This window comes from Burkholderia sp. BCC0405 (genome assembly GCF_902833075.1).
GTDB lineage: Bacteria > Pseudomonadota > Gammaproteobacteria > Burkholderiales > Burkholderiaceae > Burkholderia.
The window spans coordinates 101,637-118,174 of sequence record NZ_CADFEO010000002.1; the positions used below are offsets into that span (position 1 = coordinate 101,637).

The following is a 16,538-nucleotide window of genomic DNA, read 5'->3' on the forward strand; positions in this document are numbered from 1 at the left end:
CGTCGACACCGGCCGCCTGCGCAGCACGGGATCCGGGCACGCGCCACCGCGCCAGCCCGGGCCACTGGAGACGCCATGAAAGCCATCGAATGCCGTTGTCTTGCCGCGCGCCGTTCGCGCACGTTGCCGCTTCAGCGCGGCGAACGGGAGGTCGCATGAGCACGCGCGACGGATTTCAGCCGCCTTCCGTCGACATCGGCGCGACGCTCGACGACGGGCCGTTTACGGCGATGCAGCGCGGCGTGGTGCTGCTCGCCGCGCTCGCGATCGTGCTCGACGGCTTCGACGGCCAGCTGATCGGCTTCGCGATTCCGGTGCTGATCCGCGAATGGGGCATCACGCGTGGCGCGTTTGCGCCTGCCGTCGCGGCGGGGCTGATCGGGATGGGCATCGGCAGCGCGTGCGCGGGGATCGTTGCGGACCGCTTCGGCCGCCGCCAGGCCGTGATCGGCAGCGTGTTCCTGTTCGGCATCGCGACCTGCGCGATCGGCTTCGCACCGGACGTCACGGCGATCGCGGTGCTGCGCTTCGTCGCGGGGCTCGGGATCGGCGGTGCATTGCCGACGGCCACGACGATGACGGCCGAATACACGCCCGCGCGGCGTCGCACGATGATGGTGACCGCGACGATCGTCTGCGTGCCGCTCGGCGGGATGCTGGCCGGCCTGTTCGCGCACGAGGTGCTGCCGCGCTACGGCTGGCGCGGGCTGTTCTTCGCGGGCGGCGCATTGCCGCTCGTGCTCGGGTTCGTGCTCGTGCGTGCGTTGCCCGAATCGCCGCGCTATCTCGCGCGGCGCCCCGCGCGCTGGCCGGAGCTCGGCGCGCTGCTTGCGCGGATGGAGCGGCCGGTCGCACCGGGCACCGCCTTTACCGACATGAGGGACGCGCGCGCGGCAGGCGGGCGCGGCGGCTTCGGTGCGCTGTTCGCGAGCGGTCAGGCGCGCGACACGATCGCGCTGTGGTGCGCCTTCTTCATGTGCCTGCTCGCCGTGTATGCGGCGTTCAGCTGGCTGCCGACGATGCTGGCGGCGAGCGGGCTGAGCGTGTCGGTCGCCGGTACGGGCCTCACCGCGTACAACCTCGGCGGCGTGATCGGCGCGCTGTTGTGCGCGTGGACGATCGCGCATGCCGGGTCGCGCTGGCCGCTCGTGCTGTGCAGTATCGGCGGCGCGGCGAGTGCGGTGTGGCTGATGGGTGTCGATGCCAGCCGCCACACGGGCTGGCTGATCGTCGGGCTCGGCCTGCACGGCTTGTTCGTCAATGCGGTGCAGTCGACGATGTATGCGCTTTGTGCGTACATCTATCCGACAGCCGTGCGCGCGACGGGGACGGCCAGCGCGCTCGCGTTCGGCCGGCTCGGCGCGATCCTCAGCGCGTTCGCGGGCGCGCTCGTGATCACCACGGGCGGAGCCGCGGCCTATCTGACGATGCTGGCGGTCGCGATGGGGATTGTTTGCGTCGCGCTGCTCGTCGTGCGACGGCATATCCCGCGACTGTCGCGCGCGGCCGTGCAGCCGCGCGAAGGGGAGGCGCTGGCCCGCACGTCGCCGTGACGACGCGCGGGCCCGGGGGCGCGTCGTGCGTTACAGCGTGGTGCGCACGTGCCAGAGCTCCGGGAACAGCACGACGTCGAGCATCTTGCGCAGGTACGGCGCGCCGCTGGTGCCGCCCGTGCCCTGCTTGAAGCCGATGATGCGCTCGACGGTCGTCACGTGACGGAAGCGCCACTGACGGAACGCATCCTCGAGATCGACGAGTTCCTCGGCCATCTCGTAGAGCTCCCAGTGCTGCTGCGGGTGACGGTACACCTCGAGCCACGCGGCCTCGACCGTTTCGTCATGCCGGGTCGGCTGGGTCCAGTCGCGTTCGAGCCGCTCCGCCGCGATCGGGAAGCCGCGCCGCGCGAGCAGGCGCACGACTTCGTCGTAGAACGACGGCGCCTCGAGCGTTGCACGCACTTGTTCGAGGAGGTCGGGCCGGTGCGCATGCGGTTGCAGCATCTGCACGTTCTTGTTGCCGAGCAGGAATTCGAGCTGCCGGTACTGGTACGACTGGAAGCCCGACGACTGCCCGAGATAGGGCCGCATCGCCGAATATTCGGACGGCGTCATCGTCGACAGCACGTTCCACGCCTGCACGAGCTGCTCGAGAATCCGCGACACGCGCGCGAGCATCTTGAACGCGGGCGGCAGCGCGTCGGTGCGTACCGCGTCGAGGGCGCCGCGCAGCTCGAACAGCGCAAGCTTCATCCACAGCTCGCTCGTCTGATGCTGGATGATGAACAGCATCTCGTTGTGATCGGGCGACAGCGGGTGCTGCGCGTCGAGGATCGAATTCAGCGACAGGTAGTCGCCGTAGCTCATCGACTTCGAGAAATCGAGCTGCGCGTTGTGCCAGCCGGCGTCGCCCGGCACGTGCGACGCTTCGTGCGCGGCCTGGGCCGCGGGTGCCGGATGCGCGGCGCGTGCGCCCGAGAACGGGCAGCCCGCCGGCGCGTCGTCGCCGGGTGGCTGCATATGACCAGAATTCACGACTCTCTCCAGATTTGAATGACGGGGGCGCGGCGCGCGTCATGCGTGCGCCGCGCGAAGCGGGTCAGGTCACGGCGCTGCGTTCGGCGAACTCGGGCGCCTTCCACGCGCCGGTGGCGAGGATGTCGCGCAGCGTCTCGACGGCATCCCACATGTCGGCGAAGCGCGTGTAGAGCGGCGTGAAGCCGAAGCGCAGCACGTACGGCTCGCGGTAGTCGCCGATCACGCCGCGCGCGATCAGCGCCTGCATCACCTCGTAGCCGTGCGGATGCTCGAAGCTCGCCTGCGAGCCGCGCTGGTGATGCGCGCGCGGCGTGACGAGCTTCAGCGACAGGCCCGCGCAGCGCGCTTCGACGAGCGCGATGAACGCGTCGGTCAGCGCGAGCGACTTGCGGCGGATCGCCTGCATGTCGGTCTGCAGGAACACGTCGAGCCCGCATTCGACCATCGACATCGACACGATCGGCTGCGTGCCGCACAGGAAGCGCGCGATGCCCGGATCGGGCGCGAAGCCCGGCTGCATCGCGAACGGTGCGCGGTGGCCCCACCAGCCGGACAGCGGCTGCGAGAAGTGCGCGTGATGGCGCTGCGGCACCCACACGAAGGCGGGCGAGCCGGGGCCGCCGTTCAGGTACTTGTACGTGCAGCCGACCGCGCCGTCCGCGCGCGCGCCGTTCAGGTCGACCGGCACCGCGCCGGCCGAGTGCGCGAGATCCCACAGCATGAGCCCACCCGCGTCGTGCACGAGTTGCGTGACCGCCGGCATGTCGTGCATGTAGCCGGTGCGGTAGTTCACGTGCGTGATCATCGCGACGGCCGTGTCCGCGCCGAGCGCGCCGGGCAGGTCGGCCGGATCGTCGATCAGGCGCAGTTCGTAGTCGCCGCCGAGCTGTTCGATCAGCCCCTGCGCGATATACAGGTCGGTCGGGAAGTTCGAGCGTTCCGACACGATCACGCGGCGCTCCGGCGCGCGCTCGGCCTGGTGGCGCACCATCGCCGACAGCAGCTTGAACAGGTTGATCGAGATCGTATCGGTCACGACCGTTTCGCCGGGCGCGCCGCCGATCAGCGTGGCGAGCTTGTCGCCGAGACGGCGCGGCAGCGCGAACCAGCCGGCCGTGTTCCAGCTGCGGATCAGGCCTTCGCCCCATTCGGCGCCGATTACCTGCTGCGCGCGGGCGGCCGAGGCGCGCGGTTGCGCGCCGAGCGAGTTGCCGTCGAGGTAGATCACGCCGTCGGGCAGGGAGAACTGGCCGCGCAGCGGGGCGAGCGGGTCGTCGCGGTCGAGCGCGAGCGCGTCTTCACGGGTCTTGATCATGATGTGGGTTCGTCAGTCGGGGTAATCAGGCGGCACGCGCGGGCAGCGCGCGCAGCACCGCGCGCACGGGGCTCGCGTCGAGCGTCGTGAATTTCAGCGGCAGTGCGATCAGTTCGTAGTCGCCGGGCGGCACCGCGTCGAGCACGATGCCTTCGAGTATCGCCATCCGGTGCGCGCGCACGCGGTGATGCGCATCCATCGTCTTCGATTCCTGCGGGTCGAGCGACGGCGTGTCGATGCCGATCAGCTTCACGCCGTGTGCGGCGAGCAGGTCGACGGTCTCGGGTGCGACCGCGCAGAAGTTGCTGTCCCACTGCTCGACGCTGGCGCGTGCACAGGTGCGCAGCAGCACGCGCGGCGGCACACCGTCGAGCGCGGCCGCAACGTCGGCCGGCTGTACGACGGGCGATGCGCCGATGCAATGGATCACGCGGCACGGGCCGAGGTAAGTATCGAGCGGCACGGCGCCGATCGGCGCGCCGTCGGCGTCGTAGTGCAGCGGCGCGTCGCAGTGCGCGCCCGTGTGCGGCGACAGCGTCAGGCGCGCGACGTTGACCGGCGAACCGGCTTCCATCCGCCACACGCGTTCGACGGAAACCGGCGTATCGCCCGGCCACACGGGGGTGGCGGGGCTGACAGGCGGCGAGATGTCCCAGAGAGTGTCCATGGCATGACGAATCGGTGAATCGATGCTTCGAATGATAGGTGGACGCTCGCAGAAAGTGCTTGCGAAATAAACATGGACAATCCGCCGGATTGGCAGATAATTCGACTCAGAGGGAAAACGGGGACCAAAAATGCACGCGATCACGCTCGATGCCACCGACTGCCGGATTCTGGCGGTACTGCAGGAAGAGGGCAGAATCAGCAATCTCGACCTGGCGGAACGGATTTCGCTTTCGCCATCCGCTTGCCTGCGCCGCATGCGCCTGCTCGAGGAGCAGGGCGTGATCGAGCACTATCGCGCGTGCCTGAGCCGCGAGAAGCTCGGCTTCGAGCTCGAGGCGTTCGTTCAGGTGTCGATGCGCAACGAAGAAAATCAATGGCACGAGCGCTTCGCGGAAGCGCTGCGCGAATGGCCGGAGGTCGTCGGCGCGTTCGTCGTGACGGGCGAGAGCCACTATCTGCTGCGCGTGCTCGCGCACAACCTCAAGCACTATTCGGATTTCGTGCTGAACCGGCTCTACAAGGCGCCGGGCGTGATGGACATCCGTTCGAACATCGTGCTGCAGACGCTGAAGGATGAAGCCGGCGCGCCGGTCGGGCTGGCGCGCACGGGGGCGATCAAAGCGGTGTAAGGCCGTGGAAGCCGCCGCCGTGGAACACGAGCGGCGGTGCCGTGTCCGATACCGCGCGCACGCCGCAGCGCTCCACTTCGCCGACGAAGATCACGTGGTCGCCTTCATCGTAGCGGCTGCGATTGTGGCACTCGAACCAGGCGAGTGCGCCGTCGAGCACGGGCATCCCCGAGTTGCCGGCCGCATGCGCGATGCCTTCGAAGCGGTCGCCCTTGTAGGTCGAGAAGCGCTTGCACAGGTCGAGCTGCGACGCCGCGAGCACGTTCACCACGTAATGGCTGTTGCCGCGGAATACCGGCGTCGACGCCGATTTGTGCGCGAGGCTCCACAGCACGAGCGGCGGATCGAGCGAGACCGAGTTGAACGAGCTGGCGGTGATGCCGATCAGTTGCCCGGACGGCGCGCGCGTCGTGATCACCGTCACGCCCGTTGCGAACTGGCCGAGTGCCTGGCGGAAGGCGGCGGCGTCGAAATCCGGCGGGTTGGCGTGGCTCATCGGGCGACCATCCGGAACGAAACGGGCGGGCGCGGCGCGACGCGGGTGGGGCGGGCACGGCGGACGAAAGGCGACAAGGCGGTCGGTTGGGAAGGGGTGCGCATGGCCCGATTTTAGCGGAATCGGGGCCGCCGGGCCCAGCCGGACGGCGCATCGCGGGGATAGCGTGATGTAACGAACACTGCGGGGCGATGCCGGGTTCACGATGGCGCGCGCGGCATGGCCGCTCTGCCGCGTTTTTGTGTGGTGCGGTCGGCCCACCCGCCGATCCGCCACGCGTGCCATCGACGCCCGCGCTATCGCGCCGCCGCCAGCCCGAGCGACAACGCTCCCGTCACGATCAGGCTCGACGCCCACACCGCATCGAGATTGAACCAGCTCCGCGACACGAACTTCAGCCCGAGATAGCGGTACACGAGCCAGGCGAGCCCGCCGCCGGCGCCGATCATCGCGATGGCATGCACGGCCGCGACGACGAGCGCCATCCCGAGATGCGCATCGACGAGCGTGGCCGCCGCCTGGTGGCCGGCGTCCTGGTCGAGCCCGCACAGCCCCAGGTAGATCGGCACCAGCATCAGCCCCGCGCCATGCGCGATCGCGACCGCGAACGACCACAGGCCGAGCCGCGCGGGCGGAATCCGCGCGAGCGCCCGTGGATGCCGGCGCCGGATCAGCAGCACGGCGCCGAAGCCGATCACGAGCGCGCTCGCGCCGATCCGGATCGCCGTCTGCCACGCGAGCAGCGCGGCGAGCAGCCCGAACGGCAGCATCACCGCGAAGACCGCGAGCGCATGGCCGAGCGCGAGATAGCCGAGCGCCGCGACGAGCGCGCCGCCGCGGCGCGTCATCAGTGCGTTCGACACCGCAAGCGGCCAGCCCATCGCGGGATTGAGGCCGTGATAGATGCCGCTCGCGAGCACGGCCGCCCACAGTGCGAGCTGGGCGTGAAGGCCGGCGTTCAACGCTTGACCGACGGATAGCAGAAAGAATCGGTCGAGCAGTCGCCGCCTTCGAGCCGGATCTGGTGCGCGCGATAGCCGTCGGGGAACTCGACCCAGTAATCGTCGGCGAGCGTCAGCCCGCCTTCCGGTCCCACATGCGCGAGCACCTGCGCGCCCGGCACGCCGTCCGGATAGAACTGGTCGTCCCACGTCGAATACAGCGAGTTGGTCCAGTACACGCGCTTCCCGTCGCGGCTGATCTCGACCATCTGCGGTCCGCCCGCGAACCTGCGGCCGTTCGAGTGCGGCGCACGGCGCGCGATGCCGCCGATCCGGACCGACCCCGCGAGCACCGGGTGGTGCGGGTCCGACACGTCGTACTGGCGCATCTCGCCGGTGCCCCAGCACGACACGTAGAGGAAGCGGTCGTCGAGCGACAGGTCGATGTCGGTCACGAGCGGCGGCACCGCGCCGAAGGATTTCAGCAGCGGCGGCAATTCATCGGCCGCGGCCGGCTCGGCCGGGATCGTCGCCGTCTTCTTCACATGGAACTTGCCGCCTTCGCGCCACCAGGTCCAGATCGAGCCTTCGAGATTCGTCGTGTCGACCACGACGCCGACGAAGCCGTATTCGCGCGCCGGGTCGTGCGCGGGCCGCACCTCGAGCGCCATCTGGTGGTGCGCGCCGAGATCGATCGTCTGCACGTTGCGCCGCGCGCGCAGGTCCCAGAAATGCAGCCGGTGCCCGTATCGGTTTGCGAGCAGGTCCTCGGGCACGATCCCGTTCTCGAATTGCGGCGGCAGCGCCCATTCGCTCGACACCATGTAGTCGCGCGGCAGGTTCCACCAGAAGTCGTAATGCTTGTCCTGCGGGCCTCGATCGATCTCCCAGCGGCCGAGCACGTCGAAGGTTTCGCAATCCATGATGAAGATGCCGGGTGCGCCGTCGGTGCCGTCCTTGCCCGCGCCGCCGAGCGTGCTCACGTAGATGCCCTCGGGCCCGCAGTGAACGGTGTGCGGCCGCGAATAGCCGGTCTTCGCGAAGATTTCGTCGGGCTCGATGATCTTGTGGATGCGCGCCTGCGTCGGGTGCGGCTTCGTATCGATCACGTAGATGCGCGACGAGCGCAGGCCGGGGATGATCAGGAAGCGACGCTCGAGGAACGCATGGCCGGTCAGCGGCGACAGCGACGACGAGCACGCATTCCAGCCGAAGTGGTGAAACTCGTCGCCGGTGTTCGGCATCGTCACCGTGTGCACGATCTTTCCGTAGGTCGACGAGCCGGGCTTCACGTCGATCACGGCGAGCGCGTCGGGTCTGGAAAAATCGGGGCTCAGCAACAACGTATAGGCGAACGCTTCCGGCGGTGCCTGCATCGCCAGTTCCGGCGAAGCGTGAAACGTCGGGTCAGGCCGCATGCTCATGGTGATGCCCTCTCGATGGTGTCGGATCGTGGTCGCACGGCCGTTCGTTGCGGGCGTGCGGGTCGGGGTTGCCGCGCGGCGCATGACACGCCGGCGGGAGCGATCGGCAGGCGGAGGCACGCGTCGGTGCGCATGCGACGCCGTGCATCAGATCGTGAAAGCGGATAAAGACTGTGCGCCGGATCGCCGCCCGCGAGGCGGGACGGATGCACGCCAACGGGGTGGCGTGGTCGAAGCGGTGGCCTGCGACGCGGCAACGGCCATGCGAGTGACGCGAGTGATGTCTGTTAAGGCATGCATATCGATGTTCCGGCAGATGATGTTTGCATCAGGGTCGGGCGTGCATCGGGTGCTTTGCGCGAGGCAGCGGGTTGGCCGCCGCGCTCGCGCGTGCCTAAGTGTAGACGAGAAAACGGGCGTCCGGCCGCGCGCGACACCTGTGCATTCTGTCAGGTTCGCGCGCGGGTGAGATACTTGGCGAAGTGCCGCTGCGGCCCGTACGCGAGTGGGCAGCGGCGAGACGGAACGGTGGCGCCGGCGCATGCGTGCCGGCTGCCGACATCAACGAGGGACTGATTTCATGGTGAACGAGATGCTTGAAACCGCGACATTGGGAGGCGGGTGTTTCTGGTGCACGGAGGCGGTGTTTCTCGACGTCGATGGCGTGACGGCCGTCCAGTCGGGTTACGCCGGCGGTCATACGCGCAATCCCGGCTATCGCGACATCTGCGAGGGCGATACGGGCCACGCGGAAGTCGTCAACGTGACGTTCGATCCGGCGCGCATCGGCTATCGCGAGATCCTCGAGATCTTCTTCGCGACGCACGATCCGACCCAGTTGAACCGGCAGGGCAACGACGTCGGCACGCAATACCGTTCGGTCGTGTTCACCCATTCGGACGCGCAGCGCGAGACGGCGCTCGACGTCATCCGCGAACTGGAGCGCGAGCAGGTATTCGGGCAGCCGATCGTCACGCAGGTCGTGCCGCTCGACGGCAACTACTGGCCGGCCGAGGACTATCACCAGAACTATTACGCGCGTAACCCGGGGCAGGGCTACTGCTCGGTCGTGATCGGGCCGAAGCTCGCGAAATTCCGGCAGAAGTTCTCGCACCGCCTGAAGTCGCTGCGCGGCGCGTAAGCGCGGCCGGCGCAAGCCGGTATCACTCCTGTATCAAGCCGCCTCGTTGCGCCACTGCGCGCATGCGGCGGCGATCTCGCGCGCAAGCGCGATGCACGACAGCGGCGCGGAGCCTTCCGCCTTGTTGTTGATCGTGATGATCACGGGTTGCCCGGCCAGCGCATAGCGCGCGGCCAGTTCGGCGAGCGCCGAGCGCGTGGCCGGATCCTCGTCGACGAGCTTGTCGAACGGCTCGTACTTCGCCTTCGCTTGTTCGTACTTGAAACCGCCATGCAGGCTCCAGCGCACGATCAGCGGGCCCGGCGCGTCGCCGTCGAGCAGGGCGAGCGCGGCGGCCTGGCGCAGCGGGTCGGGCATCCGGGCGTGCAGGCCGACGCAGTAGCGCACGCCGAGCGCGGCGAGTGCGCGGATGAAGCGCGGCGTGAGCAGGCTCGCGTCGCGAATCTCGATCGCATAGCGGGTGCCGTCGGCTTCGGGCGGCAGCGGCGGCAGCGCCGCGAAGAATGCGGCCAGCCGGTCGATCAGTGCGGCCGGCTGGGCGAGCAGCGGGTCGGGCAGCGGCGAGAACTGGAACACGAGCACGCCGGCTTTCCGGCCGAGCCCTTCGAGGCACGGCTGCACGAATTCGCGGGTGGCGAGATCCGCGTCGAGGAAGGTCGGGTTCGGCCCCGACGGTTCGCCGCGCCGGCCGCGGATGACCGCGTCGGTCACGGAGGCCGGCGCCTTCACGACGAAGCGGAAATCGTCGGGCACCTGCTGCGCATAGCGCAGGTAGTCGGCCACCGACAGCGGGCCGTAGAACGACCGGTCGAGGCTCACGCTTTTCAGCAGCGGATGCGCGCCGTACGCTTCGAGCCCTTCGCGCGACAGCTTGGTTTGCGCGAAATCCCCGTCGTAGACGATGCCGTCCCAGCCGGGGAAATACCACGACGACGTGCCGAGCCGGACGTTCGGCGGCAGGCCGGCCGCTGCGGCGGCCACATCCGGCGCGATCGGCGCGGGCAGCACGCCGCGCCGGCGCCGGCCTTTCTTCGGTGGCGCAGCGGGCGGCGACGGCTCGTCCCACAGCAGGCCGGAAGCGGCAGGCAGCGTTTCGTCTGAAGGAATGGGGCGGGTGCGGGAGCGCGGAGCCGGGTGCGCGCCGTCAGACGCGCCCGGGCTCACGTGTTCGCTGGTGTCGGCACGCGGGCCATCGTCGTCGGGCGACGCGCGTGCAGCATCGGCCGGCACGCCGAACAGGTCGAATTGCCCGTCGGCGTGCGGCGCGTCGGCGTCGTCGTGCTGATGTCGTTGCGGCGGCGCCTTGCGCCGCGTCCTGCCGTCACCCATGCATGCCCAGCGTGAAGCGCTGCCTAGCGCGGCAGCGAGTGTTCGTACATATAGCGCCGCGACCACGGCAGCGTTTTTGCGCTCTGCCCGGCCTTGCGGCACACGATCTGGAAGATCGACACGTCGTCGTGCTCGAACGCATACGCGCAGCCGGCAAGATACACGCGCCAGATGCGGAATTTTTCGTCGTCGACGAGTTGTCGCGCGGCTTCTGCCTTCGCCTCGAAGTTTTCCGTCCAGATGTCGAGCGTGCGCGCATAGTGCCGTCGCAGGCTTTCGACGTCAATCGCTTCGAGCCCGCCGCGCTGCGCGGCTTCCAGCGCGAGGCTGATGTGCGGCAGCTCGCCGTCCGGGAACACATAGCGGTCGATGAACTCGCCGCCGCCGAGCGCCGTCTCGCCGCTTTCCGCGTCGGTCGACGTGATCCCGTGGTTCATTGCGATGCCGTCGTCGGCGAGCAGGTCATGGACCCGCGAGAAATAGAGCGGCAGGTTCTTGCGCCCGACGTGCTCGAACATCCCGACGCTCGTGATGCGGTCGAACTGGCCGTCGATCTCGCGGTAGTCCTGCAGCCGGATCTCGATCCTGTCCTCCAGCCCGGCAGCCTTCACGCGCGCGGTCGCGAGGTCGAACTGGTTCTGCGACAGCGTGACGCCGAGGCACTGCGCGCCGAACTTCTGCGCGGCGCGCAGCACGAGCGCACCCCAGCCGCAGCCGATGTCGAGCAGGCGCTGGCCGGGCTGGAGCCGGATCTTCGTCAGGATGTGGTCGATCTTCTTGATCTGCGCGGTGGCGAGATCCTCGTCGCCGTTCTCGAAGTACGCGCACGAGTACACCATGTTCTCGTCGAGCCACAGCTGGTAGAACTCGTTCGAGACGTCGTAGTGATACTGGATCGCCTTCCTGTCGGTGTTCTTCGTGTGGCTGAAGTAGCGCTTCACGCGCGCGAGCTTGCTCGCGCTCGTCACCGTGCTGCGCGCGAGCGAGTAGCCGATGTTGATGATGTCCGACACCTTGCCCTCGATGTCGATCTTGCCCTTCACGTACGCCTCGCCGAGGTTGTCGAGGCTCGGTTCGAGCAGGAGCGGCAGGGCCGACGCGCTGTTCACCTTCAACGTGACCTGCGGTGCGCTGAAGGTGCCGAAATCGAGTTGATCGCCGTTCCACAGCACGAGGCGCGCCGGTATGTTCGCTTTCGCCCGTACCTCGTCCGCCCACTGTGCCAGCTTCTTTTCCCAGAACATTTGGATTCTCCGTTTGTTCGTTGAATCGAATACAGCCAAGTATCTTGACCGGCGCCGGCCGCTTGCGAGGCGGGCGCCCGGATGCAACACGAGACACGACCGGCGTGTGCCGGCGCCGCGCTTACGGCGACAGGCGCGAGATCGACCAGCCCGGCGACGTGTCGGCGTCGCGCGTGTAGAGCAGGCGGTCGTGCAGCCGCGACGGGCGGCCCTGCCAGAACTCGATCGAGTCGGGCACGAGGCGGTAGCCGCCCCAGTGCGGCGGCCGTGGCGGGTTCTCGCCGAAGCGTTCGCTGACGGCCTTTTCCTGCGCTTCGAGCGTGGCGCGGCTGTCGATCACCGCGCTCTGTTCGGATGCCCAGGCGCCGATGCGCGAGCCCAGCGGGCGCGACGCGAAATAGCGGTCGCTTTCCTCGGCGCTGGTTTTCTCGACCCGGCCTTCGATGCGGACCTGGCGCTCGAGCTCGATCCAGTAGAACAGCAGCGCGGCCTGCGGATGCGCGGCAAGATCGCGCCCCTTGCGGCTTTCGTAATTGGTAAAGAAGACGAACCCGCGTTCGTCGACGCCCTTGATGAGCACGATGCGTGCCGACGGCCGGCCATCGTCGCCGACGGTCGCGAGCGTCATCGTGTTCGGCTCGGGCAGCTTGGCGGCGAGCGCCTCCTTGAACCAGCGGTCGAACTGGGCGAAGGGGTCGTGGGCGACATCGGCTTCGTCGAGCGAAGCACGTGAGTAATTGATGCGGAGATCGGCGAGAGTCGTCATGTTATGCAAACGCTTCAATCTGGAACCATTGTAGCCAACGCGCGAGAAACGTGCGTGCACAGTGGCGCGTGCGAGCAGGGAGTTCAGGCAGAATAGAGGGCCGCACGACTTACGTTTTCCTTGCTGCCATGTCCGCCGCCGACGCTGCCCCGCCCAGTTTCTTTGATCTTACCCCGACCCCGGAAATCCAGCTTGACGTGGATCGCGCGCGGCGCTTCGGCGGCGTTGCGCGGTTGTACGGGGCGCCGGCCGCGGCCGCGTTCGAGCGCGCGCACGTCGCGGTGATCGGGATCGGCGGCGTCGGGTCGTGGGTGGCCGAGGCGCTCGCGCGCAACGCGGTCGGCACGCTGACGCTGATCGATCTCGACAACGTCGCCGAAAGCAATACGAACCGGCAGATCCACGCGCTCGACGGCAATTACGGCAAGCCGAAGGTCGACGCGATGGCCGAGCGGATCGCGCTGATCGATCCCGCGTGCCGCGTGAACCGGATCGAGGATTTCGTCGAGCCGGACAACTTCGATGCGCTGCTCGGCGGCGGTTTCGACTACGTGATCGACGCGATCGACAGCGTGCGCACGAAGGTCGCGCTGATCGCCTGGTGCGTCGCGAAGCGCCAGCCGCTCGTCGTGGTCGGCGGCGCGGGCGGCCAGCTCGACCCGACGCGCATCCGGATCGACGATCTCGCGCTGACGATCCAGGATCCGCTGCTGTCGAAGGTGCGTGCGCAGTTGCGCAAGCAGCACGGCTTTCCGCGCGGGCCGAAGGCGCGTTTCAAGGTCAGCGCCGTGTATTCGGACGAGCCGCTGATCTATCCGGAAGCGGCCGCCTGCGACCTCGAGGACGGCGCCGAGCCGTCCGCGGCCGCGCACGTCGCGGGGCTCAACTGTGCGGGATTCGGTTCGAGCGTATGCGTGACTGCGAGCTTCGGCTTCGCGGCCGCCGCGCATGCGCTGCGTGCGATCGCGGCGCAGGCCGCCGGCTGAGCCGCGGTGAATCGCGGTCGTCGACGCATGCTGCGGCGCGTGACGCGCGCCGTCGCATGTCCTGCGGGGCGATTTTGCAGCCGGGCCGTTGCGGCCCGGCCGGTCACGCATCCGTTCAGTTGAGCGCCATGCTCAGCCTGCGCCGCCACCCGGCGACGAGGTCCGGGCGATCGCCGGCCAGCTCGAACACCGAGATCATCGTGCGGCGGCCGAGATCGTCGCCGTACGTGCGGTCGCGCGTCACGATTTCCAGCAACTGCTCCAGCGCGCCTTCATACGCGCGCCGCGCGATCAGGCTCTGCGCGAGATCGAAACGCGCGTCGAGATCGGCCGGGTTCGCCGCGATGCGCGCTTCGAGCGCATCGGTCGGCGGCAGGTCGGCCGTGGCGTCGAGTGCGTCGAAACGGGTCTTGATCGCCTGGTAGCGCGGGTCGCCGTTCTGCACGGTCTGCGGCGACAGGCGCTCGGTCTCGGCGCGCGCGGCGTCGACCTGGTTGCTCGCGAGCAGCAGTTCGATCAGATCGAGGCGCGCGTCGTCGAAGCCGGGGTTCAGCGCGAGCGCCGCCTCGAGGTGCGTGAGCGCGTCGTCGTGGCGCGCCTCGGCCATCGCGTTCTGTGCGGCACGCCGTTCGGCTTCCTCGGGCGCCGGCAGCAGCCGGTCGAGGAATGCGCGCAGCTGGCCTTCGGGCAGCACGCCGACGAACTGGTCGACGGGACGCCCGTCGGCGAACGCGATCACGTGCGGGATGCTGCGCGTCTGGAAGTGCGCGGCGAGTTCCTGGTTCTCGTCGACGTTGACCTTCACGAGCTTCCAGCGGCCTTCGTAGTCGCCTTCGAGCTTTTCCAGCAGCGGGCCGAGCGTCTTGCAGGGGCCGCACCAGGGCGCCCAGAAGTCGACCAGCACGGGGGCGTCCAGCGACGCCTCGATGACGTCTTTCTCGAATGTGGCAAGCGTGGTGTCCATGTCGTTCTCTTCCGTTCGAATGTCGTCAGGATGGGGGCGGCGCGCCCCTTTTTCAACGCGGTTTCGACTCGGGCAGCGGAATCCATTCGGTCTCGCCCGGCACCTTGCCCATTTCCTGGCGCGTCCAGGCCGCTTTCGCGCGCTCGATCGCCTCGCGGCTGCTGGCGACGAAATTCCATTCGATGAAGCGCTCGCCGTCGATCCTGTCGCCGCCGAGCAGCATCGCACGCGCGCCGCTGCCGCTCGTCAGCGTGACCGCGGCGCCGGGCGCGAGCACGGCCATCTGTTCGGCCGGCACCGGCGTGCCGTCGATCGCGAGTTCGCCGTCGACCACGTAGACCGCGCGCTCCTCGTGCGACGCGTCGAGTTCGAGACGGCCGCCGGCCGCGAATTCGGCCGCGACGTACAGCGTGCGCGAGAACGTCGTGACCGGCGAGCGCAGCCCGAACGCGTCGCCGGCGATCACCGTCAGCGACACGCCGTCCTCGATGCGCTTCGGCAGCGTGTCGGCCGCATGATGCTCGAACGACGGCTCGGTCGTCTCGTGCGCGCGCGGCAGCGCGACCCAGGTCTGGATCCCGTGGACGGTGTGGCCGTTTTCGCGCTGCGCGTCGGGCGTGCGTTCCGAATGGACGATCCCGCGGCCGGCCGTCATCCAGTTCACGTCGCCCGGCACGATCTCCTGCCGCGAGCCGAGGCTGTCGCGGTGAAGGATCGCGCCGTCGAACAGATAGGTGACGGTGGCGAGGCCGATATGCGGATGCGGGCGCACGTCGAGCCCCGTGCCGGGCGGCAGCGTGGCGGGCCCCATGTGATCGAAGAAGATGAACGGGCCGACGAGGCGTGCGGCGAGTGCGGGCAGCGTGCGGCGCACCTGCAGGTTGCCGATGTCGCGCACGTGCGGCTTCAACAGGGCTTTGATCGGAGCGGTCATGGCGGATCCTGTGGGCGGCGGCGGGGGATGTCGGTCATTGTACTGGCCGTCCGCCGCCGATTCCATGTACGCCGAGCGGGTATCGGACCGGCGGCTGAAACCCGGTAGACTGACCGGCTTCTCGGCAAAACACCGGGCCGCCCCGGTTTTTCGCCCCGGAGGAAGTCCCGCTCGGCGCTGGCCGCCTCGGGGCGCCCGGCGCAAGGCGACAGGGCCTGAGAGCACCTTGCCCGACCATTCGACAATCGAGGAGACGCCGATGATGGCCCCGAAGGACTTGCTGCTTGCGCTGGTCGTGATTCTGGCGTGGGGCGTGAACTTCGTCGTGATCAAGGTTGGCCTGCACGGGATGCCGCCGATGCTGCTCGGCGCGCTGCGCTTCACGCTCGCGGCCGTGCCCGCGGTGTTCTTCGTGCGGCGGCCGCAGATTCCGTGGCGCCTGCTGGTGCTGTACGGCGCGACGATCCAGCTCGGCCAGTTCGTGTTCCTGTTCACGGGCATGTACGTCGGCATGCCGGCCGGCCTCGCGTCGCTCGTGCTGCAGTCGCAGGCGTTCTTCACGCTCGTGTTCGCGATGCTGTTCCTCGGCGAGCGGCTGCGCATGCAGAACCTGCTTGGCCTCGCGATCGCCGCCGGCGGGCTCGTCGTGATCGCGGCGCAGGGCGGCCGCGCGATGACGCTCGCGGGCTTCCTGCTGACGATCGGCTCGGCGGCGATGTGGGCGTTCGGCAATATCGTCACGAAGAAGGTCGGCCGTGCGAACCTCGTGTCGCTCGTCGTGTGGGCCAGCCTCGTGCCGCCCGTGCCGTTCTTCCTGTTGTCGCTGTGGTTCGAAGGGCCGCAGCGGATCGCGACCGCACTCGCCGGGCTCAACGGCGCGTCGATCTTCGCGGTCGTCTATCTCGCGTTCGTCGCGACGCTGCTCGGCTACGGGCTGTGGAGCCGCCTGCTGTCGCGCTATCCGGCCGCGCAGGTCGCGCAGTTCTCGCTGCTGGTGCCGATCGTCGGCCTTGCGTCGGCGGCGCTGCTGCTCGACGAGCATCCGACGCGCACGCAGGTGATCGGCGCGGCGCTCGTGATGGGCGGGCTCGCGGTGAACGTGTTCGGCGGGAAACTGATGCGCCGCTTCGCGGCATCGTGACGCGCCGGCACGCACTGCGTGCCGG

At 68.7% G+C, this 16,538-nt stretch carries 16 protein-coding genes; 5 read left to right on the plus strand and 11 right to left on the minus strand.

Annotated elements, in window-relative coordinates; translation table 11 throughout:
* Positions 1 to 155 precede the first annotated feature (155 nt).
* Positions 156 to 1,553 carry an MFS transporter gene (locus HWX36_RS03540; RefSeq protein WP_175950907.1) on the plus strand — a complete coding sequence of 466 codons (1,398 nt, stop codon included), beginning with the start codon at positions 156 to 158 and terminating at the stop codon, positions 1,551 to 1,553.
* Positions 1,554 to 1,583: 30 nt separating this feature from the next.
* Here the strand turns inward: HWX36_RS03540 and kynA are convergent, their stop codons facing one another.
* From kynA to kynB, 3 genes are all read right to left on the minus strand, one after another.
* The gene (gene kynA, locus HWX36_RS03545; protein ID WP_175951170.1) at positions 1,584 to 2,516 is read right to left on the minus strand and encodes a tryptophan 2,3-dioxygenase; all 933 of its coding nucleotides are present in this window, start codon (positions 2,514 to 2,516) and stop codon (positions 1,584 to 1,586) included.
* A gap of 79 nt (positions 2,517 to 2,595) precedes the next feature.
* A complete protein-coding gene (gene kynU / locus HWX36_RS03550) occupies positions 2,596 to 3,846 on the minus strand; it encodes a kynureninase (RefSeq protein WP_175951171.1) in 1,251 nt (416 codons plus the stop codon).
* A 28-nt stretch (positions 3,847 to 3,874) separates the two neighbouring features.
* Complete coding sequence (gene kynB, locus HWX36_RS03555) at positions 3,875 to 4,516, minus strand: arylformamidase (RefSeq protein ID WP_175950908.1); 642 nt, start codon at positions 4,514 to 4,516, stop codon at positions 3,875 to 3,877.
* A 130-nt stretch (positions 4,517 to 4,646) separates the two neighbouring features.
* Between kynB and HWX36_RS03560 the strand changes: the two genes are divergently transcribed.
* Positions 4,647 to 5,147, plus strand: a complete 501-nt coding sequence (locus HWX36_RS03560; RefSeq protein WP_006477992.1) for an Lrp/AsnC family transcriptional regulator — start codon at positions 4,647 to 4,649, stop codon at positions 5,145 to 5,147.
* Here the strand turns inward: HWX36_RS03560 and HWX36_RS03565 are convergent.
* The 3 genes from HWX36_RS03565 to HWX36_RS03575 form a co-directional block, all read right to left on the minus strand.
* Positions 5,134 to 5,643, minus strand: coding sequence for a flavin reductase family protein (locus HWX36_RS03565; protein WP_011353017.1), 510 nt, complete (start codon positions 5,641 to 5,643; stop codon positions 5,134 to 5,136). The genes HWX36_RS03560 and HWX36_RS03565 overlap by 14 nt on opposite strands.
* A gap of 296 nt (positions 5,644 to 5,939) precedes the next feature.
* Positions 5,940 to 6,605 carry a hypothetical protein gene (locus HWX36_RS03570; protein ID WP_175950909.1) on the minus strand — a complete coding sequence of 222 codons (666 nt, stop codon included), beginning with the start codon at positions 6,603 to 6,605 and terminating at the stop codon, positions 5,940 to 5,942.
* Positions 6,602 to 8,008, minus strand: a complete 1,407-nt coding sequence (locus HWX36_RS03575) for a selenium-binding family protein (RefSeq protein WP_175950910.1) — start codon at positions 8,006 to 8,008, stop codon at positions 6,602 to 6,604. Before HWX36_RS03575 ends, HWX36_RS03570 begins: the two co-directional genes overlap by 4 nt.
* 580 nt (positions 8,009 to 8,588) lie before the next feature.
* Between HWX36_RS03575 and msrA the strand changes: the two genes are divergently transcribed.
* Entirely contained in the window at positions 8,589 to 9,149 is a 561-nt protein-coding gene (gene msrA / locus HWX36_RS03580; RefSeq protein ID WP_175950911.1) for a peptide-methionine (S)-S-oxide reductase MsrA, read from the plus strand.
* A gap of 33 nt (positions 9,150 to 9,182) precedes the next feature.
* On the opposite strand, the gene HWX36_RS03585 is transcribed toward msrA, so the two are convergent.
* From HWX36_RS03585 to pdxH, 3 genes are all read right to left on the minus strand, one after another.
* The gene (locus HWX36_RS03585) at positions 9,183 to 10,478 is read right to left on the minus strand and encodes a DUF72 domain-containing protein (protein ID WP_175950912.1); all 1,296 of its coding nucleotides are present in this window, start codon (positions 10,476 to 10,478) and stop codon (positions 9,183 to 9,185) included.
* A gap of 23 nt (positions 10,479 to 10,501) precedes the next feature.
* The gene (locus HWX36_RS03590; protein WP_175950913.1) at positions 10,502 to 11,722 is read right to left on the minus strand and encodes a cyclopropane-fatty-acyl-phospholipid synthase family protein; all 1,221 of its coding nucleotides are present in this window, start codon (positions 11,720 to 11,722) and stop codon (positions 10,502 to 10,504) included.
* Positions 11,723 to 11,843: 121 nt separating this feature from the next.
* Entirely contained in the window at positions 11,844 to 12,488 is a 645-nt protein-coding gene (gene pdxH / locus HWX36_RS03595; protein WP_175950914.1) for a pyridoxamine 5'-phosphate oxidase, read from the minus strand.
* Positions 12,489 to 12,616: 128 nt separating this feature from the next.
* Here pdxH and HWX36_RS03600 point away from each other — a divergent pair, with 128 nt between their 5' ends.
* Entirely contained in the window at positions 12,617 to 13,474 is an 858-nt protein-coding gene (locus HWX36_RS03600) for a tRNA threonylcarbamoyladenosine dehydratase (RefSeq protein WP_175950915.1), read from the plus strand.
* Between the two features lie 115 nt (positions 13,475 to 13,589).
* Here HWX36_RS03600 and trxA read toward each other — a convergent pair whose 3' ends face one another.
* Positions 13,590 to 14,438, minus strand: a complete 849-nt coding sequence (trxA, locus tag HWX36_RS03605) for a thioredoxin (protein WP_175950916.1) — start codon at positions 14,436 to 14,438, stop codon at positions 13,590 to 13,592.
* A gap of 52 nt (positions 14,439 to 14,490) precedes the next feature.
* Positions 14,491 to 15,372, minus strand: a complete 882-nt coding sequence (locus HWX36_RS03610; protein WP_175950917.1) for a pirin family protein — start codon at positions 15,370 to 15,372, stop codon at positions 14,491 to 14,493.
* A gap of 262 nt (positions 15,373 to 15,634) precedes the next feature.
* Here HWX36_RS03610 and HWX36_RS03615 point away from each other — a divergent pair, with 262 nt between their 5' ends.
* Positions 15,635 to 16,513, plus strand: coding sequence for an EamA family transporter (locus HWX36_RS03615; protein WP_175951172.1), 879 nt, complete (start codon positions 15,635 to 15,637; stop codon positions 16,511 to 16,513).
* Positions 16,514 to 16,538 lie beyond the last annotated feature (25 nt).